This window comes from Streptomyces sp. NPDC002588 (assembly GCF_040295925.1).
Lineage (GTDB): Bacteria > Actinomycetota > Actinomycetes > Streptomycetales > Streptomycetaceae > Streptomyces.
On record NZ_JBEOWF010000021.1, the window covers coordinates 137,221 to 159,667 of the forward strand.

Consider the following 22,447-nt stretch of genomic DNA (forward strand, 5'->3'; position numbering starts at 1 on the left):
CGACGCTGAAGCGACACTCGGCGACCTGGTCGCCCCCTGGGGTTCGGATACTGTGACGCCGGGGACCGGCTGGTTGTCCGACGTCTGCCCCGACGGGTCCCCGGTCGAGTTCTCCGCGGAGTTCACCGAGGCGGGTGTGCAGGCGCTGCGCGTCCTGCTGGAGGCGGTACCACCCGAGGCGACCCCGCGGTCGGCCCAGCGGGCGGCACAGGCGCTGAACCACTCACTGAGCACCCGGCACGGCGCGGTGCTCGACCGGTGCGAGGCGGTCGCCGACCTGTTCCTGCCACCGCACCCGCAGGGCTTCGCGATGATGCACGCGATGAATCTGCGGCCCGGCGCCGCACCCGGCTTCAAGGTCTACCTCAATCCTGCCGCGGACGACTCGCGCAGCGCCGCCGACCGGGTGGAGGCCGCACTCGACCGGCTGGGCCTGAGCGTCGTCTGGCCTTCGGTGCTGGCCTACGCACGGCGTGGTTTCACCCTCGACAGGATCGTCTACCTGAGCCTGGACCTGTCCGCGGAACCGGATGCCAAGGTCAAGGTCTACTTCCGCCACCTCGACATCACCGCGGCCGAACTGGACGCCACGATGGCACTGGGCCCGACGCACCGGAAGGGGCTGTTCCCCTCCTTCTGCGGTGAGCTGACCGGTGTCGCCGGTGCGCTGTCGGTACAGCCGCCGGTCAGCAGCCTCACCTTCACCGGCGCCCTCGATACCCCGACGGCGGTGACCGGCTACGTGCCGCTGTGGACATACGCCGACCACGACCACCAGACGCACGACCGGCTGTACAGCGTCCTGAGCGGCCTGGGACTGCCCGCCGACCGGTACTCCACGCTGACCCGCCTGCTCGCCCGGCGACCCCTGGCGGCGGGCCGTGGTCTGCACACCTACGCTTCGCTGCGCACCGACCGGGGACAGCCGCGCGTGGTCGTGTACTGGTCGCCGGAGATGCACGGCAGCAACCCCGCCCCGCGCTACCGGACAGCGGGCTGACCATGACCGAGGGACTCTTCCGGCCGGATCGGGTGGACCAGCAGGCCCTGCGCAGACGTTCCCTGACCCGCTGGGCGGACGCGGCGCCGGGGGTGATCCCGCTGACCGTGGCCGAACCCGACTTCCCGGCACCGCCCATGGTGACCGAGGCGATGATGGCCTACCTCGCCGACGGCTACCTGCCCTACGCCCCCGAGGACGGCATGGCCGAGCTCCGGCAGGCGGTGGCCTCGGTGTGTCAGCGCCGCTACGGCATCGAGGCCACCGCTGCGCAGATCGTGCTCACCCCCGGCACAGCGGCGGCGATCTGGACGGTGGTGCACGCGCTGTCCGGGCCGGACCGGGAATGCGTGCTGCTCGACCCGGTGGATCTGCTGTTCGGCCAGGCCGTGGACGCGGCGGGGGCCCGCCGGCTGCTGTGCCCGGTCGACAAGGTCACCGGGCGTCTGGACCTCGACCGCCTGGACTCCCTGGTGACCTCCAGGACGTCCTTGGTGCTGCTGTGCAGCCCGCACAATCCACTCGGGGCGGTGCTGCCCGAGGAGACGGTACGCGCGGTGGCCGCGATCGCCGCCCGCCACGGCGTTCCGGTCGTCTCCGACGAAGTGTGGAACGAGATCGTGTACCCACCGGCCCGCCACGTCAGCACCGCAGCCGTGGCCGGTGACCTGGGTGCGCCGACCTACACCCTGCTCGGCCTGTCCAAGACCTTCGCCCTGCCCGGCCTGAGGATCGGGTTCGTGGTGGCCCCGGACGAGGCGGCCGCGCGGGTCCTGCGGGCGACGGTGGCCCGTCTCGGCATGGCCCACACCGTGTCCCCGCTGGCCCAGGTCGCGGCCGTCACCGCACTCCGCTCGGGCTGGCCGTGGCGGGATCGTCTGGTCGACCACCTGCACCGGACTCGGGATCACTGTGTGCGCCGGTTCAACGCCATTCCCGGAGTCTCGTGCCGTTCTCCCGACGCCACCTATGTGCTTTTCCCCGACATCAGCGCCTTCGGTCTGAGCAGCGAACAGTTCGCCAGATCGCTCCTTGACTCGGCCGAGGTGGCTGTGGTCCCCGGCACCCCGGAATGGTTCGGACCGGGGGCCGCCGGTAATATCCGGGTCAGTTTCGCGACCTCCGAGAGCATTCTCGACAATGCACTGGACCGGTTCGAGCAATTCACCCGGTCACTCGACCGACGAGCGGTCCGGCAATGACGGAGAAGGCCGGGAGCGCCCCGGAAGGATCCCGGAGGTCCCGGCCGAGTCCGCTCAGGGCGCTGTGGTTTCCCCGCCCGGCGCGACCCCGAGCTGGGTGAGCAGCTGCATCTGGTCGAAGTACAGCCGCTGCTCGGTGATGAGGCCGTCCACCACGACGAACACCTCGCAGTAGGTCAGCTCGAAGGTCCGGCCGGTGGCCGGCAGTGCCTGCCCGTCCCAGGAAAGGAGGTCCCCGGTGTGCGTACCCCGGAAAACCCCTTCGTGCACGACGACAGAACCCACGGAATAACGGTCCAGGAACTCGATACTGTTGTCCGGAGCGGCATTCTCCCAGAGGGACATGAACCGGCCGATGCCCTCCCGTCCCTGCGCGCGCACGCCACCGGGCGCGACTATCGCCGCATCCTCGCGATAACAGCCGAAATAGGAATCGAAGTCCTTCGAACGCCACGCCTGGATATTGCGGTCGACTACTTCCACAATGTCGGACACGCTGCGACTCCCGTCATTCGTCGAGTGGAGATCCCACATGAACAAAGCGCATTGAATTTGAAATCAGCGCAGAGCGCAAGAGGACAAGAAGTCCCCCATTGACCGCGGCCCCGAGAGGACAGATCATGCTGGACGACGACCTGGTGTACCCGCTCCCGCGCATCGCGCCGATGCTCCCGCCCGCGCGGTACGTCGGGCTCCGCGAGGAGCCGCCCCGGCTCGCCACCCTGGGCACGAGCGGGCAACGGGTGTGGCTGGTCTCCCGCTACGACGACGTGCGCACGGTGCTGATGAGCCGCCACATGAGCTCCGACCACACCAACCCGGCGTATCCGAGGCTGCTCCCGGTCCCGCCGATCCCCGGCATCATGTCCTTCCTGCGCATGGACGATCCCGACCACGGCAAGCTCCGCCGGATGATCTCCCCGGAGTTCTCCCCTCGCCGCATCCACGAACTGCGTCCAGCCATCAGCGCCACCGTCGAGGGGCTGTTGGACAAGCTGGAGTCCGGCCCCCGGCCGGCCGACCTGGTGTCCGCGATGTCGTTACCCATGCCGTCGCTGGTGATCTGCCAGCTGCTCGGCGTGCCGTTCGAGGACCACGACTTCTTCCAGCGGATCAGCGGGGACATCGTCTCGGCCGTGGGAGGCCCGGAGCGGGGCGCGGCCGCGATGGAGGAGCTGGCGGAGTACGTCGACAAGCTGGTGCGCCACAAGGTACAGAATCCCACCGACGACCTGCTGGGACGGCTGGCCCGGGAGTACGTCAACTCCGGCAGGCTCAGCCACGACGAGCTGGTCTCCATGGCCCGCCTGCTCATCATCGCCGGGCACGAGACGGTGGCGGGAGCGTTCAGCCTCAGCGTCTTCGCGCTGCTGGAACATCCGGCGCAGCTTGCCGAACTCCGCGAGGATCCGGGCCTGTGGCGGTCGGCGGTCGACGAACTGCTGCGCTTCTTCACGGTGATCCAGGGGGACGGGCGGGTGGCCACCGAGGACGTGGAGGTGGGCGGAGTGCGCATCGCCAAGGGGGACGCGGTGATGTACGGCGCGCTCTCGGCCAACCACGACGAGCGTGTCTTCCCCGGTGCGGGGCGGCTGGACATCCACCGGGACGCACGGCGGCACTTCGCCTTCGGCCTGGGTGTGCACCAGTGCATCGGCCAGGCGCTGGCCAGGGTCGAACTGGAGATCAGCCTGTCCGCGCTCTTCCAGCGCTTCCCCGCACTGCGGCTGGCCGTCGACCCGGCGGAGGTCCCCTTCCGGCACGACATGCTCGTCTACGGCGCCTACCGGCTGCCGGTCGACTGGTGACACCTGACACCACCCGAGGAGGAACTGTGGAAGTGAGCGTCGACGTCAGCCTGTGCTACGGGACCGGCCAGTGCGCCGAAACCGCGCCAGAGGTGTTCGCCCAGGACCTGGCCGGCGGCACGGTCGAGTTACGCACCACCGCCCCACCGGTGGAACTGGCCGAGGATGTACGGCACGCCGCGTTGTTCTGTCCGTCCGGGAGTATCCGGATCATCGGAGAGGAGCCGAGGTGAGGAGCACGGCACGCTCGGCCACGGTGATCGGTGCGGGCCAGGGTGGCCTGCACCTGGCCCTCGGCCTGATCAAGGACGGCTGGCGGGTCCGGCTGGTCACCAACCTCACCCCCGAGCAGTACGCCGGGGCGCAGTTGATGTCAGGTCACATGCTGCAACAGCGGTCCGTGCTGATGGAGCAGGTGGCAGGAGCCGCGCCCTACAGCTCCCTGACCGCTCATCCCGCCCGTGGCGTGGACTTCGCGCTCAGCGCGGACGGCCGGAACGTCGATCTGCGTTTCCAGGGGGATTTCGAGGGGCCCGCACTGTCACTGGACACCCGGCTGAAATGCTCGACCCTGCTGGAGACCTTCCGTCGTCAGGGCGGCGAGGTCCACTTCGGTTCGGTCGGCGAGGCGGACCTGGCCGAGCTCGCCGAGGACGGGGACCCCGTGTTCGTGGCCACCGGCCGGGCCGGGTTGTCGTCCTTGTTCGACACCGACGAGGCCCGCACGGTGCACGACCGGCCGCAACGGCAGCTTCTGCTGTTGCTGGTCAGCGGATTCCGACCCCTGGGCGAGGACACCGAAGGCCGGGTCAAGTTCTGTTTCAGCCCTGAACACGGTGAGATCTTCTTCGGTCCGCAGGTCCACCTCAGCAACACTCCGGTGCACAGCGTCTTCATCGAGGCCAGGCCGGGCGGGGCCATGGACCGCTTCCGCGAGGTGGGCTCCGCGGCCGAGGCACTGGAGATCGCGCGTGCCCTCGTCTCCGAATTCGCCGCCTGGGAGCTGGACGCCCTGCGCGAGGCGCGGCCGTCCGATCCGCGCGGCTGGCTTCGGGGCGCGGTGACGCCACTGGTCCGCAGACCAGTCGCGGCCCTGTCAACCGGCCGGTGCGTCTTCGGTGTCGGCGACGTGCTGATGGTGTGCGATCCTGCGGCGGGGCAGGGCGGCAACGCGACCGCCTGGGGCGTGCACGATCTGTTGGCAGGCCTGCGTGAACTCGACGGGGCCCCGGTGACCCGTGACTGGTACGAGGACCGGTTCGAGCGCTTCTGGGCCAAGGAGGGCCGGTACTTCGCCGGGTTCTCGAACATGCTCCTCGAACCGCCCAACGCGGCCGCGGAGACGTTGTTCGCGGCCTCGGCCCGTTCCCGTGCGGTCGCCGACCGGCTCGCCTCCTGTTTCGCCCATCCCAAGGTCCTCATGGAACACCTGGGTTCAGTGGCCGCCGCCGAGCGTTTCATCCGGGAGGCCGAACACGGAGTGCGCGCCCGGCTGGTCGGCGAACCCCCGGAGACGCGGTGACCGCGGTGGACTCCGGTGAACCGTCCCGGCTCGAATGAGGACGGCCGCCCGGTTCGGCTCGTCGGCGACGACGCGGGTGGACAGCAGCGGGTTGACGCGGTCGTCACCGGACGTCAACCCGCCCACCGCACCGTCCAGTTCGGCCGCGGCGGCACTCCAGTGGGCGCCGAGCCGGCCGCTCGCGCCGACCGTCGCGTCGCCGGATGCCACTCCCCCGGCCAGCTCGGCGAACGCGGCGGCCACCGCTCCAGCAGCACGCGGTGCCCGCGCGGGGCCACGGCCGTCGCGGCGGTCGAGCCGGCGGGGCCGCCGCCCACGACGACGAGGTCGTACTCCGAGGTCATGCGGGATCTCCTGTTCTGCGGGGCGGTCACTTCGGCAGCCAGGCGCGGATCGCGGCCGCCGTGCCGGCCGCGTCGCGGTGCAGCGGCGTGTTGTGGTCGCCGGGGATGTCGGCGGCGTCGTGCGGCTGCGGCCAGTGCGGCCGCCATGCGCAGGCCGGGTCGATGCGCCGCATGGCGGCCGTGGGACTGCCGCGCAGCAGCAGGGTCGCCACCGGTGACGGTTCGGGCCGCCAGTCCTCCAGCAGCCGCGCGTAGCCGCCCCCGGTGATCAGCAGCGAGTCGTCGATCTGGTCGACGGCGTCGGCCGGCAGCTCGGCTCCGGCGGCCATCAGGGCCAGTCCTCGCGCGTCGCCGCGGCGCAGCAGACCCGCATGGGAGTCGAGCAGGACCACACCGGCCGGCGGCTCTCCCGTCTCCGCGAGATGGCGGGCCACCATGTGTGCGACCGCCCCGCCGGGTGTCGGCGTGCATGCGCACTCCGGAACCGGACGCCCGGCCCTCCGTCGACCGGACGGTGCCGGTGTTGACCATCATGCTCAGCGGTCAACACCGGCTGCCGGGGACGTTGTTCGGCCAGGAGACCTGTGGGCGCCTCGCAAGTCCCGTTGAACGTACCCCGCTTACGCGTCGGTGGATGTCCGCGGACTGTTCACCTTGTGGCGGACGAACAGCGCCGCAGGCACGGCCATGACGATCAGTACGACTCCGCCGACAGCGTTGCCCAGGTGCACGGCGTCGGTGAACGCCCTCGGTACCGCCGTTCCCACCACGCGAGCGAAGGATGTGGGCAGGCCCGTCCCGCTGCCTCCGTGCGAGGCGCCCTCCACGATCCTGTCCGCCTGCGGCGAGGGGATGCCTGCCTCGACGAGACGTTCATACAGGTTTCGCGGGAAGCGGCTGGTGACGATGGTTCCGAGCACACTGGGGCCGAGCACCGTCCCCAGCTGACGAGCCATGTTGACCGCTGCTGCGGCCATGCCCTCCTGCTCGGGCGGGACACTGTTGACTGCGGCAGCCGTCGACGGTGCCGTCAGCAGGCCCGCGCCGATGCCCGCCACGAGCAGCCCGGGCCACACCACCCGGTAATCTCCGGAGGCGTCGGTGGCGAGCAGCGCGAGGGACCCGGCTCCGATGAGCACCAGGCCCGCGGCGATCAAGGGTGTGAGGCCGATCCGGTGTACCAGCACCCGGGCGGACACCACGGTGACCAGGAGGAACGTCCCGAACAGCGGCAGCAGGCGCACACCGACGTCGAGGGGGCTGGTCTGTCCCACACGTTCCATGTAGAGCACGCTGAGCAGGGCGACACCGACCAGTCCGAAAACGCTGATGGCGGCCACGCCCATGACGGCCGAGAAGGAGGCGTTCCGAAAGAGCCGCAGGTCCAGCATGGGGTCGGGGTGACGGAGTTCTACGCGGACGAACAGCAACAGGGATACTGCGAAGACCCCGTACATGGTGATGATCGGCGCCTTGGTGTATCCCGTGGCTCCACCTTGAATGATCGCGTAGGTGGCCGAGGCCGTCATCACTGTGCCCAGGACAAGGCCCGCGAGATCGAGTCTGCGGGTGGGGTGTCTGGACTCGGCCACGAAGACCGGGGCCAGGAGGAGGGCCGCGCCGGCGATGACGATGTTGGCGACGTAGACGGCGTGCCAGGAGAAGTGTTCGAGCAGGGCTCCGGCGAGGATCGGGCCGGTGGCCAGGCCCACTCCGGAGCACGCGGCCCAGATGCCGATCGCGGAGGTGCGCTCGTGCGGATCGGTGAAGGTGGCACTGACAATCGCCAGGCTCGTCGGCAGCACGGCTGAGCCGCCGAGGCCCGCGATCGCCTGTGCGGTGATGAGCATGCCGGCGCTGTTGGCGAACACAGCGACTACACTGCCGGCCAGGAATACGGCGGCACCCAGGCTGAACACGCGCCGACGCCCCACGAGGTCGCCGAAGGTCCCGGCGGACATCACGAAGCTCACGACGGCGAGACTGTAGGCGCTGGTGATCCATACCAGCGTGCTCGCAGTGACGTGCAGGTCGCTTTGGATGTCGCCCAGGGCCGAAATGGTGGAGGTGACGTCGACGAAGGCCATCATGACGCCGAGGCAGACCACCAGTAGGCCGAGCCGGCGGGACCGCCCGCTGCCGGGCTCCGTGGCGCGGAAGGCCTGGGCCGGAAGGGGCACCGTCATCGGACTGCCACCAGCCTTTTCTGCGAGACTGCCAGCGAGACCACAGCCGCGGCGGCCATGAGGGCCATCGTGACCAGCCATGCGTGACGGTAGGTCTCCAGAGAGGCTCCGCCGGAGGCGGTGCCGAGCATGGCGACCAGGACGCTGATGCCGACGACCGAGCCGATCTGGGTCGACATGGTCACGATGGCGCTGCCGGTGGCGGCCTGCTCGGGGCGCAGGCTGACCGTCGCGGAGGAGACGACCGTCGGGAGCGCCAAGCCGGCGCCGAATCCGAAGAGCAGCCAGGACGGGAGGACTCCGGAAGCGTAGTTCGGGTCGTTGTGCAGAAGAACGGCGAAGAGAAGGATGCCGGCTGAGGCGATCGCGCTGCCGGCGGCGGCGATGACGCCGGCCGGGATCCGGAAGCGGCGCTGGAGGGTTTCACTGGCGGTGGCAGCCAGCGCGAAGCCGATCGGGCCGGGAAGGCTGGCGCATCCGGTTTTGATGGCGGAGTAGTGCCAGTGGGTCTGCAGCCAGAGGATCGTCGACAGCAGGAGGCTGCCGAACGCGGCCACTTGCAGCATGCCGGCGAGGTTCGCCGAGGCGAAGATCCGGTCACGGAAGAGAGAAAGGTCCACCACGGGCACCTGGTGCCGTGCCGAGCGGAACAGAAACGCCGTCAAGCCGATCACTGCCACGGCCAGGGACGTGATGACCCGGGTGTCCGACCAGCCCCAGTCGGGCGCTTTCACCACGCCGAGCGCCAGGGCGCCGACCATGACGATCAGCAGGACGCCGCCGAGCAGGTCGGGGATGCGGGCGTCCTGTTCGTGCTTGACGTTGGCCACGAGCCGGGCGGCCAGCGCGATGGCGAGCAGCCCGATGGGAATGTTCACCAGGAACAGCCACCGCCAGGAGACCTGGACCAGCAGCCCGCCGAAAATCGGTCCGCACACCCCGGACAGCGAGCCCGCGGTGAACCAGATTTTGACGTAACGCTCCACCTTGTCGGCGGGGGCGCTCGTCAACACCAGGCCGAGGCCGGCCGGGGTCAGCAGGGCGGCGCCCACCGCCTGAAGGGCACGGAAGGCGACCAGCACCCATACGTCGCCGGACAGGGCCGCCCCGAGGCTCGCCGCTACGAAGACGGCCATGCCGAGAAGGAAGCCGCTCTTGCGTCCGAAGCGGTCGGCGAGCCGTCCCGCGGGGACGAGGAGGGCGGCGAAGACGATCGCGTAGCCATTGAGCACCCAGCTCAGGTCCGACAAGGAGGTTGAGCCCAGGCCCTGCCCGATGTTCGGCAGACCGACGTTGGTGATCCACACGTCGAGTTGGCCGAGGAAACTCGCCATGGCCATCACGGCGAGGATGAGAGCCGGCCGTGTTGTCGATGCACCCCCGCCTTCCGTCTGCGCTCGCGCAGGGGTCATCTGATCTTGCGAAGACATACGTCTTTCATCCGTTCCGTGGGCTTCGAGGGGTGCCGAGGGCAACTGACAGCAGAGTTCTGGACTGACTTGTCAAGAACCCTACGAAGTTCTGGAACGCCATGTCAAGAATGCTCGTGTGACCTGTAAAGTGGGCCTCATGGGACGCCCACCAGGATTCGACAGGACCACGGTCATGCAGGCCGTCGAGCGACAGTTCCGCCGAACCGGATACGCCGGCACGAGCGTTGACGACATCGCCAAGGCCGGCGGGCTGGGCCGCGGCAGCCTCTACGCCGCCTTCGGGGACAAGAGCACGCTGTACCGGCAAACACTGTCGGCCTACTGCGAGCGCAACGAAGCCGCCTGGGCGGCCGTACTCGAAGGCCCCGACGCGACCGCGCTGGAACGGCTGCGGGCGTATCTCGTGAAGTCCGCGCGGGTCGTCCATGACGACCCCGACCGGCTCGGCTGCATGGTGACCGGCTTCGTCGTCGAGGGAGTCGACCACGATCCGCAGGCCGACGCACGCGTCCGACAGGCCCTCGCGAGAATCGGCGGCTCACTGACCGGATGCGTTCAGGCTGCACAGCGCCACGGCGACCTCGATGCCGAGGCGGACGCCTCCGAAATCAGCCAGCTGCTCATGGCCGTCAACCGCGGCATGGAAGTGATGGCCAGGGCAGGGCTCGACGCAGCCGCGCTGGAACGCGTCGCCGATCACGCGTTCGAGGCACTTCCCCTCACGGCACAGGCCCGGTCCTGGCAGGCGGCCACCGCGGACGCTTCCTGAGCGCTCACGCGCGACAGCAACGCCATCACGTCCCCTGGCCGGCCCCCGCTCATGGCACGAGAGAAGCACGGCCGGTTGCACCGGGCGGGCACGCCGACCGTCACCACCCCCGCCGCCCACGCGGTGGTATGCGGCGGAACGACCGCCGCCTCGGCAGCGGGTTCACACAACGCAGGGTGCACCCGCATGCGGGCGGAGGGGTACGTCGGTCTGCCGGCGGTGGTTGCGCGGTCAGGTCTGCGCCGACTCCGTCCTGTGGCGGAACAGGGTCCGGTATTCCTGGGGTGAGGTGTCGAGGTGCCGGTGGAAGGCGGCCCGCAGGGAGGCGGGAGCGCCGAAGCCGGTGAGGCGGCCGACCTGCTCGACGGGCAGGGTGCTTGCTTCCAAGAGTTCGCGTGCTCGGTCGATTCGCGCGTCGGTCAGCCAGGCCATCGGCGTGGTGCCGGTCTCCTCGCGGAAGCGGCGGATGAAGGTCCGCCGGGACATGTGGGCGTGTGCCGCGAGGTCGTCGACGGTGAAGGTGGCCGAGAGGTTGTCGAGCATCCACTCGCGCAGGGGGGCGAGTTCGTCTCCGCCGGCTTCGGGGCGGAACTGTTCGATGAACTGTGCCTGGCCTCCCCGTCGCCGTGGCGGTGCGACGAGGTCGCGTGCGCGTGTGTTGGCTGCTGCGGCGCCCAGGTCGGTGCGGATCAGGTGCAGGCACAGATCGATTCCTGCGGTCACGCCGGCGGACGTGAGGATGTCGCCGTCGTCGACGTAGAGCTGGTTGGGCAGGACATTGACGTGTGGGTGGCGCCGTCGCAGCTGTTCGGCCTGCCGCCAGTGTGTGGTGGCCGGGCGTCCGTCGAGCAGTCCGGCCGCGGCGAGGGCGAAGACCCCGGTGCAGATGGAGACGAGCCGGGCGCCCCGTGCGTGAGTGGTTCGCAGCGCGGTCAGGATTCCTGGTGACGGGATCGCGTCGATGTCGTCGTAGCCAGGGATGATCACGGTGTCGGCGTCCTCCAGCGCTTCGAGGCCGGCCGCGACGGTGATCGCGAAGCCGGATCCGGGCACGGGGCCGGGGCCGTGTTCGGCGCACACGGTCAACTCGTAGTGCGGGTCTGCCGAGAAGATTTGCGTCGCAGTGCCGAATTCCAGTGCGAGTACGCCGGGCAGCACGAGCACGGCGACGTGGTGTCTGTTCGTCATAGTGGCACGACAGTAGCGCTGGTTGGCATCCGTGCCACTTTTCGCGCGCGGACCGCTCTCTTAGCGTCACATCATGACCAACACTCCCCCCGCCCTCTCGAACAGGCTGCGCGACGGCGTACTCGCTCTTCCTTCCGGGCCACTGGTCGAGGCGAGCCTCGCCGCCGCCCGTGCTGCGGTGCATCCGTCCGTGCTGAACCACTGCATCCGGGGCTTCTACTGGTCCCGTCTGTTCGCCGCCCACAAGGGGGCTTTGAACGACGCGGAATACAACGAGGAGCTTCTCTTCGCCGCGAACGTGATGCACGACCTGGGAACGGGGCCGGACGCTCCGGGCCGGCTCCGGTTCGAGATCGAGAGCGCCGATCTCGCCGCCGCCGTGCTGACCGGTGTCGGCGCCCCGGCCGGGGATGTCGACAAGGTCTGGGAGGCCATCGCTCTGCACACCACTCCGCAGATCCCGGAACGGATGGGGCTGCTGACCTACCTGACCTACGAAGGCGTCTGGATCGATTTCGGCAAGAATGCCGACCTCGTGGCCGAGGAGCAGAGTCACATCCATGCCGCGTATCCGCGGCTTCAGATGGTCCGCCATCTGGCCGAGGAAGTCCTTGCCCACGGTGCCCGATCCGAGACGGCCGCGCCTCCCTACGCACTCGCCTTCCACCTGGCGCAGGAGCGGGCAGCGGACGGCGTCACCACCATGGAGCGGGGCGTGGTCGGCGGGCCGTGGGGGGAGTAGGCGAGAGTCCTCACCGCTGTCGGTGTCCGGATCACAGGGGCGACAAGCCGACGGCAAACCTTCCCGGATTCCCAAGAAGACCGGGAAGTCAACCATGAGAAGCGGAGTCAAGCAGTGTCGAATTTTGCAGAGTTCACGTTCCGAGGGCAGCCGGGTTACAACGAAGCAGCGGTTCGGGAGATCGTCACCAGGTCGATTCCCGTCAGGACGATCGTCATGTACTGCTTCGACCCACGGGCGGCGGGGGCCGCGCAGGCGGTCGCCGATCACTTCGGCGACGAGGTCTACCCCGGCGAACTCCTCCTCGACGAGACCGGCAGGAAGATCGGCTCCACCGCGACCGCGTTCCCCCTCGTCGTCGGAGGCGGGCGCGCGGCGGACGCTCTGCGCTCGATCGCGGTTTCCCAGCACCTTTTCGGACTCGAGCGGGTTGTTGTCGTACATCACTCCTTCTGCGGGGCGACCTCCTTCACAGCGGAGGGAATCACCGCTGCGTGGAAGCAGGAGCAGCACGGCGACATTTCGTCGCTGTACGACTGGGACGGCATCGCCATCACCGACTTCGAAAAGTCGCTCACCTACGACGTAGGCCTGATCCGCAACAGCCCGGGAACCCCGAAGCACGTTGAGATCTACGGCCTGTTCTACGACATCGATTCCGGCGAGCTGACCGAGGTCGTCCGCGACGTTCCCGCCGAGGCTGCGTAGTAATCCGTGCGCGGGTGCGGCGGACGGGTGGATCTCGCGGACGTCCGCCGCACCCGCGCGCGGCTTCGCTTTCTGAAGTCGGACGATCGCTCGTGTGCGGGCACTCAGGGTGTGGCGGCCGGTACGTCGATCGATACGACGGTGACGGCCAGGGCGAAGTGCCTGGTGGCGGTCAGGCACGTCGCCGCCGCTGTGCTCGGGTCGGTCTCGCGCTGCGCTTCGTGGAGCGAGAGCAGTCCGCACAGCACGGCGGTGTCGCTTGCCTCGTCAATGATCTGATCCACGGTGAACTCGCCTGTGCTCGCCAGTTCCTGCGCCCGTTTGACGGCCTGTACTGGATCGTCCAGCAGTTCGGTGAGGAAGTCGGCACCGGCGTCTTCCAGCGCGATGGCTGCACACTGCGTCAGAGTCTGACTGGGGATCATGCGCGGTGGTTCTGGGGCCTTCGTATCCTCGTCCTCCGCCTGGACCAAGACCCTTTCCGCCTCGGTCGTGGCGCATCGGGCGGCGAATGTCCGCTCGTCTTCTTCCTTCTCTCTGGTGACGGAACTCGGCCGGCGTGCAGCGTCCTGAGCACGTGCCGTGTCCACCCGGCTGCTGGCGGACTGATAGAGGCCGGCAAGCACTCCTAGGTTCACGGGGACGTCGGACCGTGTGGGCGGGGCCTCGGCGAGCGACCTGTACACCTCACCGGCGGCCTGTGCGCAGTCGCCGATCAGTTCGGTGAGGGTGGCGAGCAGCCATGCGTGCCGACGACGACGTGCGAGCGGCTCCACGCAGCTCTGTACGGTCACCTCGACCATGCCTTGTCCGGGCAGCGGATCCACGTTCGTACCTCGTCGTCGAATGAGGGCATGAAAGCGCCCGACTCCCTCTGGCCCGGACAGTGTGCGGTGCTCTCAGGTTGTCAGGGCCGCCCGTTTGCAGCGGGCGGCCACGTCCGCGACGGGCACTCACCGGGAGTCGATGAGAGGTTGGATCAGCGGAGCCTCAGCGCCTTCATGACGCGGAGGCTCAGGCTGATGAAAGCTGCGTATTGCTGATCGTCCATGCCCATCGCCGGGGCCAGTGGAAGGATCCGCTGCGTGGCGACGGTCTGCGCCTCCGTGTAACCGAGTATGCCTTCGCGGCCGTGCCGGCGACCGAGGCCGGAGTCCTTCATTCCACCCATCGGAGACCGGACGCTGCCATGGGCTGATGTGTAGCCTTCGTTGACATTCACGGTGCCGCTCTGCAGACGGGCCGCGATGCGTTCACCGCGCCGGGTGTCCTTCGTCCACACACTGGAGTTGAGACCATAGGGCGTGGCGTTCACCCGCTCGATCACCTCATCCTCGTCGGTGAAGCGGTACACCGACACGACCGGCCCGAAGGTCTCCTCCGCATGGACGGCCATCGTGGGACCCACCCCGTCCAGGATGGTGGGTTCATAGAAATAGGGGCCGACATCAGGACGGGGCTTTCCCCCGGTGAGGACTGTGGCCCCCTCGGCGACGGCTTGGTCGACGTGCCGGGACACCACTTCCAGTTGGCGCGGGCCCGCCAGCGAACCCATTCCGACCCCGTAGCTCAGCGATGTGCCGAGGGTGAGCGCTTTTGTGCTTCGGATGAACCGCTCCAAGAACGCGGTGGCGACCGACGAGTGGACGAAGATCCGCTCGGCGGACAGGCACAACTGGCCGGCCGAGGAGAAGCACGTGCGCACCGCGCCCTCGACCGCCTTGTCCAGGTCCGCGTCGGCCAGCACGACCAGGGCGTTCTTGCCGCCCAGTTCGAGTGACGCACCGACGAGACGGGCCGCCGCGCGGGTCGCGACGTCCCGGCCGGTGCGAACGGAGCCGGTGAACGCGACGTAGTCGGCCTGATCCACGACGGCGGACCCGACGACCCGGCCGTCGCCGATGACGATCTGCCATGCGTCGGCCGGCAGCCCGGCCTCGATGAGCTGCCTGCGCGCCCACAGCGGCGTCAGGGCGCTCTGCGTGTCCGGTTTCGTGACCACGGCGTTGCCGGCGACGAGAGCGGGCAGCGCGTCCCCCAGGGAGAGTTCAAGGGGGTAGTTCCAGGGGACGATCTGTCCGACCACGCCTCGCGGGTGACGCCACTCGGTGACTTTCGTGAGCACCGGATACGCACCGAGGTGTCTCCGCGGCTGGAGGTACGCGGGGGCCTTGCGCCCGTAGTGCCGGGCCACCACGGCGACTCCCTGCACTTCCTCGTGCGCATGCAGACGGGCCTTTCCTGTCTCCACCTGGATCAGGTCCATCGCCTCGGCCTGTTTGTCCAGGAGGATGTCATGAAATCGGAGAAGCACTGCCGCACGCTTTCGAACAGAAAGCGAGGCCCATTCTCGCTGGGCTTCCCGGGCCCTGTTGAATGCCACCTCCACATCGTGCGGTGTCGACTCGGGAAGCTCCGCGACAATCTCGCCCGTCATGGGGGTACGGCTCACGGTGCGGCCGCCGCCCTCCACCCCCCGCGTGAGTCGAAACACCAGTTCAGGGGTCACTACGTCGGTCGCCGTCCGGCCGTTTTGTGCTGCGCCGCGGTTGCCCTCACCAGTAGCGACGTCGTTGATTCCTGATCCGACACGCATCGACGCATACCCCAATCACTATAAATAAACAAAGCACGACATTCTCTCGGAACTGCGTCGCGACCTAAGGCACCGCTCCATACGGTTTACCACGGAGGGGGAATTTGCCCTTCATTCCGCTACCGTGCAGCGCTTCCTCGGGCTTGGCAGACGCTACGGGGCAGCCGGCCGAGGCAGCGAGCGTGAAGCCCACAGGTCCGGGAAGGCCGGCGCAGTCGGTTTTGATGGCGGAGTCGCGCCATACGAAGACATGCGTCTCATCCGTTCTGCGGGATTTGTGAATGCCGGAGCGACGGACACCCAGGTTCTGGACCGTTGTGTCATGAACCGTATGAAATTATGGAACAGGATGTCAAGAATGCTGGTGCAGCCCGCAAGGCGGGACGCCATCGGACGCCGCACAGCGCCACAGCGACCTCGGCCCCGGGGCCGGACACCCCTCGAAATCAGCGACTGCTCATGACTGCCAACCGCATGGAAGCGCCGGCCGAGGCCGAACTCGAGGCGACCACGCCGAAACCCATCGCCGATCACACACCCAAGGACTTCCACTCACGGCACGGGCCGGTGACAGCAGGCGGCCCGCCCAGTCGTCTCCGATGCTTCGCGGCGAGGCGCCGCGCCAGACGCCGCGAACCAGACGGGACTTTCGACACGCACCCTGGGACGGTCAGCGTTCTGCGGCGAAGGACTCGATGTAGGCCAGGGCCCCGTACAGCGCGTCACGCAGGGGCGTGGACTCGCCGACCGCCTGGTCCAGTAGCGCTCCGCCCTGGAACGCGGCGGCGAGCAGGTGGGCGAGCGCGGCCGGGTCGGCCTCCGGCCGCAGCTCGCCGCGCTCGCGCATCTTGCTCAGACCGCGCTTGAACAACTCCTGCCACCGCTCGAAGCCATCGGCCACCGCGTCCCGATGGGAGGGCTCGGCCTTGACGACCTCGGCAGCCAGGGAGCCGAACGTGCACCCGCCGCGCACCATGCCCTGCGAGGCGATGTAGGAGTCGGCCCACCGGCGCAGGGCGGCGAAGCTGTCCAGCCCGCCCAGCTCGGGCACCTGATGGCGGGCGACGATGCTGTCGGCCTGCCAGGCCAGCACCGCGCGCACCAGGGACTCCTTGGTGGGGAAGTGGCGCGTCAGCTGCGAGCCGCTGACTCCAGCCGCCTCCCGGATCTGCTCGTTGTTGGTGTTCTGCGCACCGCGCTCGTAGATCAGCTTCGCCGCCGCCCGCACGATGCGTTCGCGTGTGGCCAGGCCCTTGGCGGTCAGCTTCCGGCCGGGCGCTTCGCTGTGGGTGGTCATGGCGACCATGGTAGCGCAAAAAAGGGCTTGACAGCCCATTCCGTGAGGTGTCCCCTGGAGGCAGACCAAAAAAGGGCTGCCAAGCCCATTCTTTCGTGAGGCGGACAGGATGTCCACACTGACTTCACCGCAGGCGGTCGCGACGGCACCGCACACCGGTCCGGCTCCGGCCGTCACCGAGGCGGGTCACCCGCGCCGCTGGAGCATCATGGCGGTGCTGGGCGCCGTTGCCTTCATGGCGCAGCTCGACTTCTTCGTCGTCAACATCGCCCTCGACGGGATCGGGCAGTCGTTCCCGGGCACGGGCGTCGCGAGCGTGTCGTGGGTCCTGTCGGCCTACGCGATCGTCTTCGCCGCCGTGCTCGTGCCCGCGGGCCGCATCGCGGACCAATGGGGCCGCAAGAAGATGCTGCTGTCCGGAGTGGCACTCTTCGCCCTCACTTCCGCCGTCGCGGCCGCCGCGCCGAGTCTCGGCACACTGGTCGGTGCCCGGGCTCTCCAGGCCGTCGGCGCCGCGATGATCGTGCCGACCTCGCTCGGCCTGCTCTACCCGAGCTTCCCCAAGCGCCAGCACACCCTGGTGGTTGGCCTGTGGGCGGGCGTGGGCGCGATCGCGGCCTCGGCGGGCCCGCCCGTCGGCGGGCTGCTCGTCACCCTCGACTGGCGGTGGATTTTCCTGATCAACGTTCCCGTCGGCATCGCCACCCTCGTCGCCGGCGCACTGTTGCTGCCCGAGGTGCGTCAGCCCAAGGGTGCCTCTGTGCCGGACGCGGCTTCCGTCCTCGCACTGTTGCTGGCCGTGAGCCTGCTGGTGCTCGCCACCGTCCAGGGACCCGGGTGGGGCTGGACGGACATCCGCACCATCGCCCTGTTCGCCGCGGCCGCCCTGGCCGGGGCCGCGACCGTCGAGCGGACCCTGCGCGCCAAGGCGCCGGTGATCGAGAAGCAACTGTTCGCCGGCAGGGCGTTCACCGCCGCCACCGTGGCTCTGTTCCTGTTCTATGTCGGCTTCGCCATCGTCCTGCTCAGTACGGCCCTTTTCATGCAGGAGGTCTGGCACTTCAGCCCGCTGCGCACAGGGGTCTCCGCCGCCCCGGCCCCCCTTGCCTCGATCGCCTTCGCGATGAGCGCCGGCCCTCTCCAGAGCCGCTTCGGACGCACCGCCCCCGCCGTGACGGGCACGCTGGCCATGGCGCTCGCCGCCGGCTACTGGCTCGCGAACGTGCACACCGCCCCCGACTACTGGGGCGGCATGTTCCCCGGCCTGATCCTGGTGGGCCTGGCCGGCGGTCTGGCCCAGGCGCCGCTGTTCGCCGCCGCCGGCACCCTCGCACCCGAACGCGCCACCACCGGCAGCGCCGTACTCAACATGAGCCGGCAGATCGGCAGCGCCGTGGGCGTGGCCCTGTTCGTCGCCCTCACCCCCCAGGCCACGACCACCGGGTTCGACCACGCCTGGTCCGTCCAGGCCGGCGCCGGGATCGCCGCGGCCGCCGCGCTGCTCGTCCTTCGGCCCCGCCGCACACCCTGATCACAGGGGCGCGGCCACTCGGGGCAGGCCCGCAACCACAGCCTCCCGGCTGGACGGGCATCGCACCGCCTCGCACTCGTCCCGCTCGGCACCCGCTCGAACGAAGGACTGACGCGGAGTCTTCGCCGACTCCCTCTCAGGAACGGAGATCACCATCATGGAACGCAACCTCCTCGTGGTCGGGGCCACCGGCAAGACCGGCGGGCACACCACCGAACTCCTGCTCCAGCGCGGGCACCGCGTCCGCGCACTCGTCCGCAGCCTTGACGGGCGCGCGGAGAGGCTCGCCGCCCTCGGAGCGGACATCGTGGAAGGCGACGTCCTCGACCTGGACTCCCTGGCCCGGGCGACCAAGGGGATCGACGCGCTGTACTTCACCTATCCGATCCGCCCCGGCCTGATGGACGCCACCGCGAACGTGGCCCAGGCAGCGGAGGAGAACGGGGTCCAGGCGATCGTCAACATGTCGCAGGTCTCCGCCCGCCGCGACACCGCCAGCAACGCGGCACGCCAGCACTGGGTCGCCGAACGCGTCCTGGACCACTCCCCCGTCCCCGTCACCCACATCCGTCCGACCTTCTTCGCCCAGTGGCTGATCGACACCTGGGCCGACGGAACCGGCGAACTGCGCCTGCCGTTCGCCGACGGACGCCACGCCCCCATCGCGGAAAGCGACCAGGCGAAGGTGATCGCGGCCATCCTGGAGGACCCCGCCCCGCACGCAGGCCGGATCTATCCGCTGTACGGAGCCGAGGAGCTCAACCACTACGAGATCGCCGAGAAGATGTCGCGGGCGCTGGACCGGGAAGTCACCTACGTGCCCATCGAACTAGACGAATTCGCCGCCATCCTGCACGGGCGCGGCGCGCCGGACCACCTGGTCCAGCACCTGCTCGCCGTGGCCGTCGACTACCGCAACGGCGTCTTCGCCGGGACCGACGAACTCGTGAAGACGATCGGCGGCAGCGAACCCCTCGACGTCGAGAGCTTCATCGCCCGGAACCGCGCGGCCTTCGGCCTGCACACCGCCTGAAAATTCGACCTGCCCACCGCCTGAACACCGGAGAAGACAATGAGCGTCTGGTTCATCACTGGATCGTCCCGGGGCTTCGGCCTGGAAATCACCCGTGCCGCCCTCGCCGCCGGCCACCAGGTGGTCGCGACCGCGCGGAAGGCCGAAACCGTCCGCGAGGAGTTTCCCGACGCGGGCGACGCGCTGCTCACCGTGCCACTGGACGTGACCGACCCGCGGAGCATCCAGGCAGCGGTCGACGCCGCGGTCGAGCGGTTCGGCCGGATCGACGTCCCTGCTCGCCGCCGTCGAAGAGTCCGACGACGCGGCGGTGCGCGCGGTGTACGAGACCAACGTGTTCGGCCCGCTCGCCGTCCAACGCGCCGTACTGCCGGTACTGCGGCGTCAGCGCTCCGGCCATGTCATCAACATCAGCTCCATCGTGGGCTTCGGCACCGCGCCGGGCTGGGGCATCTACGCCTCCACGAAGTTCGCCGTCGAAGGCTTCACCGAGACCCTCCACACCGAACTGGCCCCCCTGGGCGTGCACGTGACGCTCGTGGAACCGGGCTTCTTCCGCACCGACTTCCTCGACCCGGCCAGCCTGCACACCGGGCCCGACACGATCGACGACTACGCACCCACCGTCGGCGCGATGCGTGCGGCCGCCGCGAGCCTGAACCACGCCCAGCCCGGCGACCCGGTCAAGGCCGCGCGCTCCATTGTCGAGATGGCCGCCGCCCCCGAGCCGCCCCTGCGCCTCCCCCTCGGAGCCGACACCCTGCAGGCCTTCGACGCCAAGCTGGACACCTTCCGCAAGGAGATGGACGCCTGGCGGCACGTCGCCCTCTCCACCGATCACGACTAGGGCCGAATCCTCCCTCTTCGGCACTACGGTCCGAAGCCCCCCGGAAGCTTCGGCCGCGCCCTGACCGCCCATGACCGGAAGGAACATCTCCGTGACCGCACCACAGCCGTCCCCGATAGCACGCCATTACCGGCAAGACGACCTGCTCCGGAAGATCGACGAAGCGCTCGACCGCCTGTACCCGGGCCGCATCACGCTCACCACCGACGAACTCCATGGCGTGGACGAGTTCCACACCGGCGGCCATGCGGCGACGCGACAACTGGCCGAGCATCTGGAGCTGAGAGCGGGCCTGCGTGTACTTGACGTGGGAAGCGGCCTGGGCGGCCCGGCCCGCCATCTGGCCCGGCACGCAGGCGTCGATGTCACCGGCGTGGACCTGACCGAGGAGTACGTCGACGTGGCGCGCCGGCTCACCGATCGGGTGGGCCTCGCCGACCGGGCCCGATTCCAGCAGGGGGACGTGACCGCGCTGCCCTTTCCCCAGGCGAGCTTCGACCGGGCCTGGATGCTGCACGTGGGCATGAACATCGAGGACAAGGCCCGCCTGTTCACCGAGATCAACCGCGTCCTGACCGACGACGGCCTCTTCATCGTGTACGACGTCATGCTCCTCGGCGACCCCACCCTCGTCAGCTACCCACTGCCGTGGGCCTCGCAGCCGGAACACAGCTTCCTGGCCCGCCCCCGGGAATACCGGTCGCTGCTGAGCAAGGCCGGGTTCGAGATCGTCGCCGAGCACGATCACCGCTCGCAAACCGTCCCGTTGCTTCGTGATGCGGGCGATGCGCGCCACCGGAACAGCACGCCGTACAACCCTGCGGGCGGGGACACGCCTCCAGCCTCGATCAGCGTGGCGATGGGCACCGACGCACCGGCGAAGGTCGCAAGCGTGCTCCAGAACATCGAAGAAGGTCTCCTTGCTCCGACCGAGATGATCTGCCGTCTTCGCTGATCTCACGAAGACCGCACCCGGATCGGTGTCTGCCGCACCATCATCCGTTCGTCCCCGAGCCGTCTCCGGCTCAAGGGCGAAGGGATCCGCTCGGTGCAGGAGACCTGGGTCGGCAGGGAGATGGCCATGCTGTCCGTCTCCTTGTGGCGGGCTCCTGTCAGCCCCTGTCCCGGGCGCATTGCCGCCCGCGAGTTCGTCGCCATGCCGGCCGGCACCCGCGGCCGGGCCGCGAATCGCGCGCTCAGGGCTGACGGGCGCGGAACTGGCGACGCAGGTATCCGAACCAGGCGTGGAAGTAGGCGACGCTCAACGCGGCTTCGGGAGCGAAGAGGTCCCAGGCGTGACAGGCGCCGGGGTACAGGTGCAGTTCGACGGGCACACCGCTCGCCTGGAGCCGCGTCGCACAGCTCAGGTCCTCGTCGCGGAAGACGTCGACTTCGGCGACTGCCATGAAGGTCGGCGGCAGCCCGGTGAGTTCCGTCGCGCGTGCGGGCGCGCAGTACGGCGGCACGTCGTCGGTGCCTGCGCGGTCTCCGAGGAGGATGTCCAGGCCAGAATGTTGGTCGCTGGGTCAGCGACCCCGACCGACACACCCTCGCCCAGCACATTCGGGAAACCCTGGACGCCGCCAGGCACCTCACCGCGCCCACCGAACAGGTCACCGCGACCGACAACGTGAGCTTCGCAGGCCAGGAGGGAGCGGCATGAATGCGGGGCAATCCTGAGCAAGGGGCCCGCGGGCTGTTTGCTTGCTCGGGGATACGCAGACGTCCAGGCCGTCGCCCGTCAGCTGGGGCGGGGCGAGCCCGCTGTCCTGTGCCCACACCAGGAAACCGCCGGTTGTGGTGCCCTGACTCAGGCTGTGGTCTCCGGCTGTGACTCGCTGTCGGTGGCGCGCAGTTGCTCGTTGATACGCCGGGCGTCTTCGAGCTGGTCTTCGAGGATGACGATGCGGCAGGCGGCCTCGATGGGGGTGCCCTGGTCGACGAGTTCGCGGGCACGGGCGGCGATGCGCAGCTGGTAGCGGGAGTAGCGGCGGTGGCCGCCTTCGGAACGCAGGGGGGTGATCAGGCGGTGTTCGCCGAGGGCGCGGAGGAAGGCGGGGGTGGTGCCGAGCATCTCGGCGGCCCGGCCCATGGTGTAGGCGGGGTAGTCGTCATCGTCGAGAGGGGCTACGGAAGGGGTACTGCGAGGGGGCATAGACCTCTTCTTTCAAGGGACGCGTCGGGGGGCCCGGGTGCCGTACGGCACCCGGGCCCCGAGCTTTCAACACCATCTACCGGCGA

Annotated in this window: 22 protein-coding genes and 2 pseudogenes; 13 read left to right on the plus strand and 11 right to left on the minus strand. The window is 69.1% G+C overall.

The features are described from left to right. Positions 1–73 precede the first annotated feature (73 nt). Both ABT057_RS24570 and ABT057_RS24575 read left to right on the plus strand, forming a co-directional pair. Positions 74–1,000 carry a tryptophan dimethylallyltransferase family protein gene (locus tag ABT057_RS24570; protein WP_352345718.1) on the plus strand — a complete coding sequence of 309 codons (927 nt, stop codon included), beginning with the start codon at positions 74–76 and terminating at the stop codon, positions 998–1,000. 2 nt (positions 1,001–1,002) lie between these two features. Beyond that, positions 1,003–2,202: a pyridoxal phosphate-dependent aminotransferase gene (locus ABT057_RS24575; RefSeq protein WP_352345719.1), complete on the plus strand. Its 1,200-nt coding sequence runs from the start codon at positions 1,003–1,005 to the stop codon at positions 2,200–2,202. A gap of 54 nt (positions 2,203–2,256) precedes the next feature. Here the strand turns inward: ABT057_RS24575 and ABT057_RS24580 are convergent, their stop codons facing one another. After that, complete coding sequence (locus ABT057_RS24580) at positions 2,257–2,697, minus strand: ester cyclase (RefSeq protein WP_352345720.1); 441 nt, start codon at positions 2,695–2,697, stop codon at positions 2,257–2,259. Positions 2,698–2,822: 125 nt separating this feature from the next. Between ABT057_RS24580 and ABT057_RS24585 the strand changes: the two genes are divergently transcribed. From ABT057_RS24585 to ABT057_RS24595, 3 genes are read left to right on the plus strand one after another with little or no spacing between them, the layout of a single operon-like run. After that, a complete protein-coding gene (locus tag ABT057_RS24585; RefSeq protein ID WP_352345721.1) occupies positions 2,823–4,010 on the plus strand; it encodes a cytochrome P450 in 1,188 nt (395 codons plus the stop codon). Positions 4,011–4,042: 32 nt separating this feature from the next. Continuing rightward, positions 4,043–4,243: a ferredoxin gene (locus tag ABT057_RS24590; RefSeq protein WP_352345722.1), complete on the plus strand. Its 201-nt coding sequence runs from the start codon at positions 4,043–4,045 to the stop codon at positions 4,241–4,243. Beyond that, positions 4,240–5,532, plus strand: coding sequence for a styrene monooxygenase/indole monooxygenase family protein (locus ABT057_RS24595; RefSeq protein WP_352345723.1), 1,293 nt, complete (start codon positions 4,240–4,242; stop codon positions 5,530–5,532). Before ABT057_RS24590 ends, ABT057_RS24595 begins: the two co-directional genes overlap by 4 nt. A gap of 113 nt (positions 5,533–5,645) precedes the next feature. Here ABT057_RS24595 and ABT057_RS24600 read toward each other — a convergent pair whose 3' ends face one another. From ABT057_RS24600 to ABT057_RS24615, 4 genes and pseudogenes are all read right to left on the minus strand, one after another. Beyond that, the gene (locus ABT057_RS24600; protein ID WP_352345724.1) at positions 5,646–5,876 is read right to left on the minus strand and encodes an FAD-dependent oxidoreductase; all 231 of its coding nucleotides are present in this window, start codon (positions 5,874–5,876) and stop codon (positions 5,646–5,648) included. A gap of 26 nt (positions 5,877–5,902) precedes the next feature. Continuing rightward, a pseudogene (locus tag ABT057_RS24605) lies at positions 5,903–6,319 on the minus strand (alpha/beta hydrolase family protein); the annotation flags it as partial. A 177-nt stretch (positions 6,320–6,496) separates the two neighbouring features. Then, the gene (locus ABT057_RS24610; protein WP_352345725.1) at positions 6,497–8,062 is read right to left on the minus strand and encodes an MFS transporter; all 1,566 of its coding nucleotides are present in this window, start codon (positions 8,060–8,062) and stop codon (positions 6,497–6,499) included. Beyond that, positions 8,059–9,402 carry an MFS transporter gene (locus ABT057_RS24615; protein ID WP_352345726.1) on the minus strand — a complete coding sequence of 448 codons (1,344 nt, stop codon included), beginning with the start codon at positions 9,400–9,402 and terminating at the stop codon, positions 8,059–8,061. The genes ABT057_RS24610 and ABT057_RS24615 overlap by 4 nt, the downstream gene beginning before the upstream one ends. Positions 9,403–9,631: 229 nt before the next feature. On the opposite strand from ABT057_RS24615, the gene ABT057_RS24620 reads away from it, so the two are divergent. Beyond that, entirely contained in the window at positions 9,632–10,264 is a 633-nt protein-coding gene (locus ABT057_RS24620) for a TetR/AcrR family transcriptional regulator (protein ID WP_352345727.1), read from the plus strand. A gap of 231 nt (positions 10,265–10,495) precedes the next feature. Here the strand turns inward: ABT057_RS24620 and ABT057_RS24625 are convergent, their stop codons facing one another. Beyond that, positions 10,496–11,452: a GlxA family transcriptional regulator gene (locus ABT057_RS24625; RefSeq protein WP_352345728.1), complete on the minus strand. Its 957-nt coding sequence runs from the start codon at positions 11,450–11,452 to the stop codon at positions 10,496–10,498. 73 nt (positions 11,453–11,525) lie between these two features. Between ABT057_RS24625 and ABT057_RS24630 the strand changes: the two genes are divergently transcribed. Together ABT057_RS24630 and ABT057_RS24635 are read left to right on the plus strand one after the other, a co-directional pair. Then, the gene (locus ABT057_RS24630) at positions 11,526–12,194 is read left to right on the plus strand and encodes an HD domain-containing protein (RefSeq protein WP_352345729.1); all 669 of its coding nucleotides are present in this window, start codon (positions 11,526–11,528) and stop codon (positions 12,192–12,194) included. A 216-nt stretch (positions 12,195–12,410) separates the two neighbouring features. After that, positions 12,411–12,902, plus strand: coding sequence for a carbonic anhydrase (locus tag ABT057_RS24635; RefSeq protein ID WP_352345730.1), 492 nt, complete (start codon positions 12,411–12,413; stop codon positions 12,900–12,902). Positions 12,903–13,006: 104 nt separating this feature from the next. Here the strand turns inward: ABT057_RS24635 and ABT057_RS24640 are convergent, their stop codons facing one another. The 3 genes from ABT057_RS24640 to ABT057_RS24650 all read right to left on the minus strand — a co-directional run bounded on the left by ABT057_RS24640 (position 13,007) and on the right by ABT057_RS24650 (position 16,795). Beyond that, complete coding sequence (locus tag ABT057_RS24640) at positions 13,007–13,729, minus strand: hypothetical protein (RefSeq protein ID WP_352345731.1); 723 nt, start codon at positions 13,727–13,729, stop codon at positions 13,007–13,009. 152 nt (positions 13,730–13,881) lie between these two features. Continuing rightward, the gene (locus tag ABT057_RS24645) at positions 13,882–15,498 is read right to left on the minus strand and encodes a succinic semialdehyde dehydrogenase (RefSeq protein WP_502973961.1); all 1,617 of its coding nucleotides are present in this window, start codon (positions 15,496–15,498) and stop codon (positions 13,882–13,884) included. A gap of 670 nt (positions 15,499–16,168) precedes the next feature. Beyond that, positions 16,169–16,795, minus strand: coding sequence for a TetR/AcrR family transcriptional regulator (locus tag ABT057_RS24650; RefSeq protein ID WP_352345732.1), 627 nt, complete (start codon positions 16,793–16,795; stop codon positions 16,169–16,171). 109 nt (positions 16,796–16,904) lie between these two features. Here ABT057_RS24650 and ABT057_RS24655 point away from each other — a divergent pair, with 109 nt between their 5' ends. From ABT057_RS24655 to ABT057_RS24675, 5 genes and pseudogenes are all read left to right on the plus strand, one after another. Beyond that, positions 16,905–18,326, plus strand: a complete 1,422-nt coding sequence (locus tag ABT057_RS24655) for an MFS transporter (RefSeq protein WP_352345733.1) — start codon at positions 16,905–16,907, stop codon at positions 18,324–18,326. Between the two features lie 157 nt (positions 18,327–18,483). After that, complete coding sequence (locus ABT057_RS24660; protein WP_352345734.1) at positions 18,484–19,359, plus strand: NmrA family NAD(P)-binding protein; 876 nt, start codon at positions 18,484–18,486, stop codon at positions 19,357–19,359. Between the two features lie 39 nt (positions 19,360–19,398). Beyond that, positions 19,399–19,572 (plus strand): annotated as a pseudogene (locus ABT057_RS24665) (SDR family NAD(P)-dependent oxidoreductase); the annotation flags it as partial. 106 nt (positions 19,573–19,678) lie between these two features. Further along, positions 19,679–20,206: an SDR family NAD(P)-dependent oxidoreductase gene (locus ABT057_RS24670; protein ID WP_352345735.1), complete on the plus strand. Its 528-nt coding sequence runs from the start codon at positions 19,679–19,681 to the stop codon at positions 20,204–20,206. A gap of 91 nt (positions 20,207–20,297) precedes the next feature. Then, positions 20,298–21,161, plus strand: coding sequence for an SAM-dependent methyltransferase (locus tag ABT057_RS24675; RefSeq protein WP_352345736.1), 864 nt, complete (start codon positions 20,298–20,300; stop codon positions 21,159–21,161). 241 nt (positions 21,162–21,402) lie between these two features. Here the strand turns inward: ABT057_RS24675 and ABT057_RS24680 are convergent, their stop codons facing one another. Together ABT057_RS24680 and ABT057_RS24685 are read right to left on the minus strand one after the other, a co-directional pair. Further along, on the minus strand, positions 21,403–21,711 hold the full coding sequence (locus ABT057_RS24680; RefSeq protein ID WP_352345750.1) for an alpha/beta hydrolase fold domain-containing protein: 309 nt from the start codon (positions 21,709–21,711) through the stop codon (positions 21,403–21,405). 305 nt (positions 21,712–22,016) lie between these two features. Then, positions 22,017–22,361: a MerR family transcriptional regulator gene (locus ABT057_RS24685; protein WP_352345737.1), complete on the minus strand. Its 345-nt coding sequence runs from the start codon at positions 22,359–22,361 to the stop codon at positions 22,017–22,019. Positions 22,362–22,447 lie beyond the last annotated feature (86 nt).

Coding starts and splice junctions, on each gene's coding strand:
- ABT057_RS24645 (WP_502973961.1), bottom strand. CDS start 15,498: ATGCGTGTCGGATCAGGAATCAACGACGTCGCTACTGGTGAGGGCAAC.
- ABT057_RS24610 (WP_352345725.1), bottom strand. CDS start 8,062: ATGACGGTGCCCCTTCCGGCCCAGGCCTTCCGCGCCACGGAGCCCGGC.
- ABT057_RS24685 (WP_352345737.1), bottom strand. CDS start 22,361: ATGCCCCCTCGCAGTACCCCTTCCGTAGCCCCTCTCGACGATGACGAC.
- ABT057_RS24575 (WP_352345719.1), top strand. CDS start 1,003: ATGACCGAGGGACTCTTCCGGCCGGATCGGGTGGACCAGCAGGCCCTG.
- ABT057_RS24585 (WP_352345721.1), top strand. CDS start 2,823: ATGCTGGACGACGACCTGGTGTACCCGCTCCCGCGCATCGCGCCGATG.
- ABT057_RS24600 (WP_352345724.1), bottom strand. CDS start 5,876: ATGACCTCGGAGTACGACCTCGTCGTCGTGGGCGGCGGCCCCGCCGGC.
- ABT057_RS24660 (WP_352345734.1), top strand. CDS start 18,484: ATGGAACGCAACCTCCTCGTGGTCGGGGCCACCGGCAAGACCGGCGGG.
- ABT057_RS24620 (WP_352345727.1), top strand. CDS start 9,632: ATGGGACGCCCACCAGGATTCGACAGGACCACGGTCATGCAGGCCGTC.
- ABT057_RS24655 (WP_352345733.1), top strand. CDS start 16,905: ATGTCCACACTGACTTCACCGCAGGCGGTCGCGACGGCACCGCACACC.
- ABT057_RS24650 (WP_352345732.1), bottom strand. CDS start 16,795: ATGACCACCCACAGCGAAGCGCCCGGCCGGAAGCTGACCGCCAAGGGC.
- ABT057_RS24615 (WP_352345726.1), bottom strand. CDS start 9,402: ATGGCCATGGCGAGTTTCCTCGGCCAACTCGACGTGTGGATCACCAAC.
- ABT057_RS24635 (WP_352345730.1), top strand. CDS start 12,411: ATGTACTGCTTCGACCCACGGGCGGCGGGGGCCGCGCAGGCGGTCGCC.
- ABT057_RS24630 (WP_352345729.1), top strand. CDS start 11,526: ATGACCAACACTCCCCCCGCCCTCTCGAACAGGCTGCGCGACGGCGTA.
- ABT057_RS24625 (WP_352345728.1), bottom strand. CDS start 11,452: ATGACGAACAGACACCACGTCGCCGTGCTCGTGCTGCCCGGCGTACTC.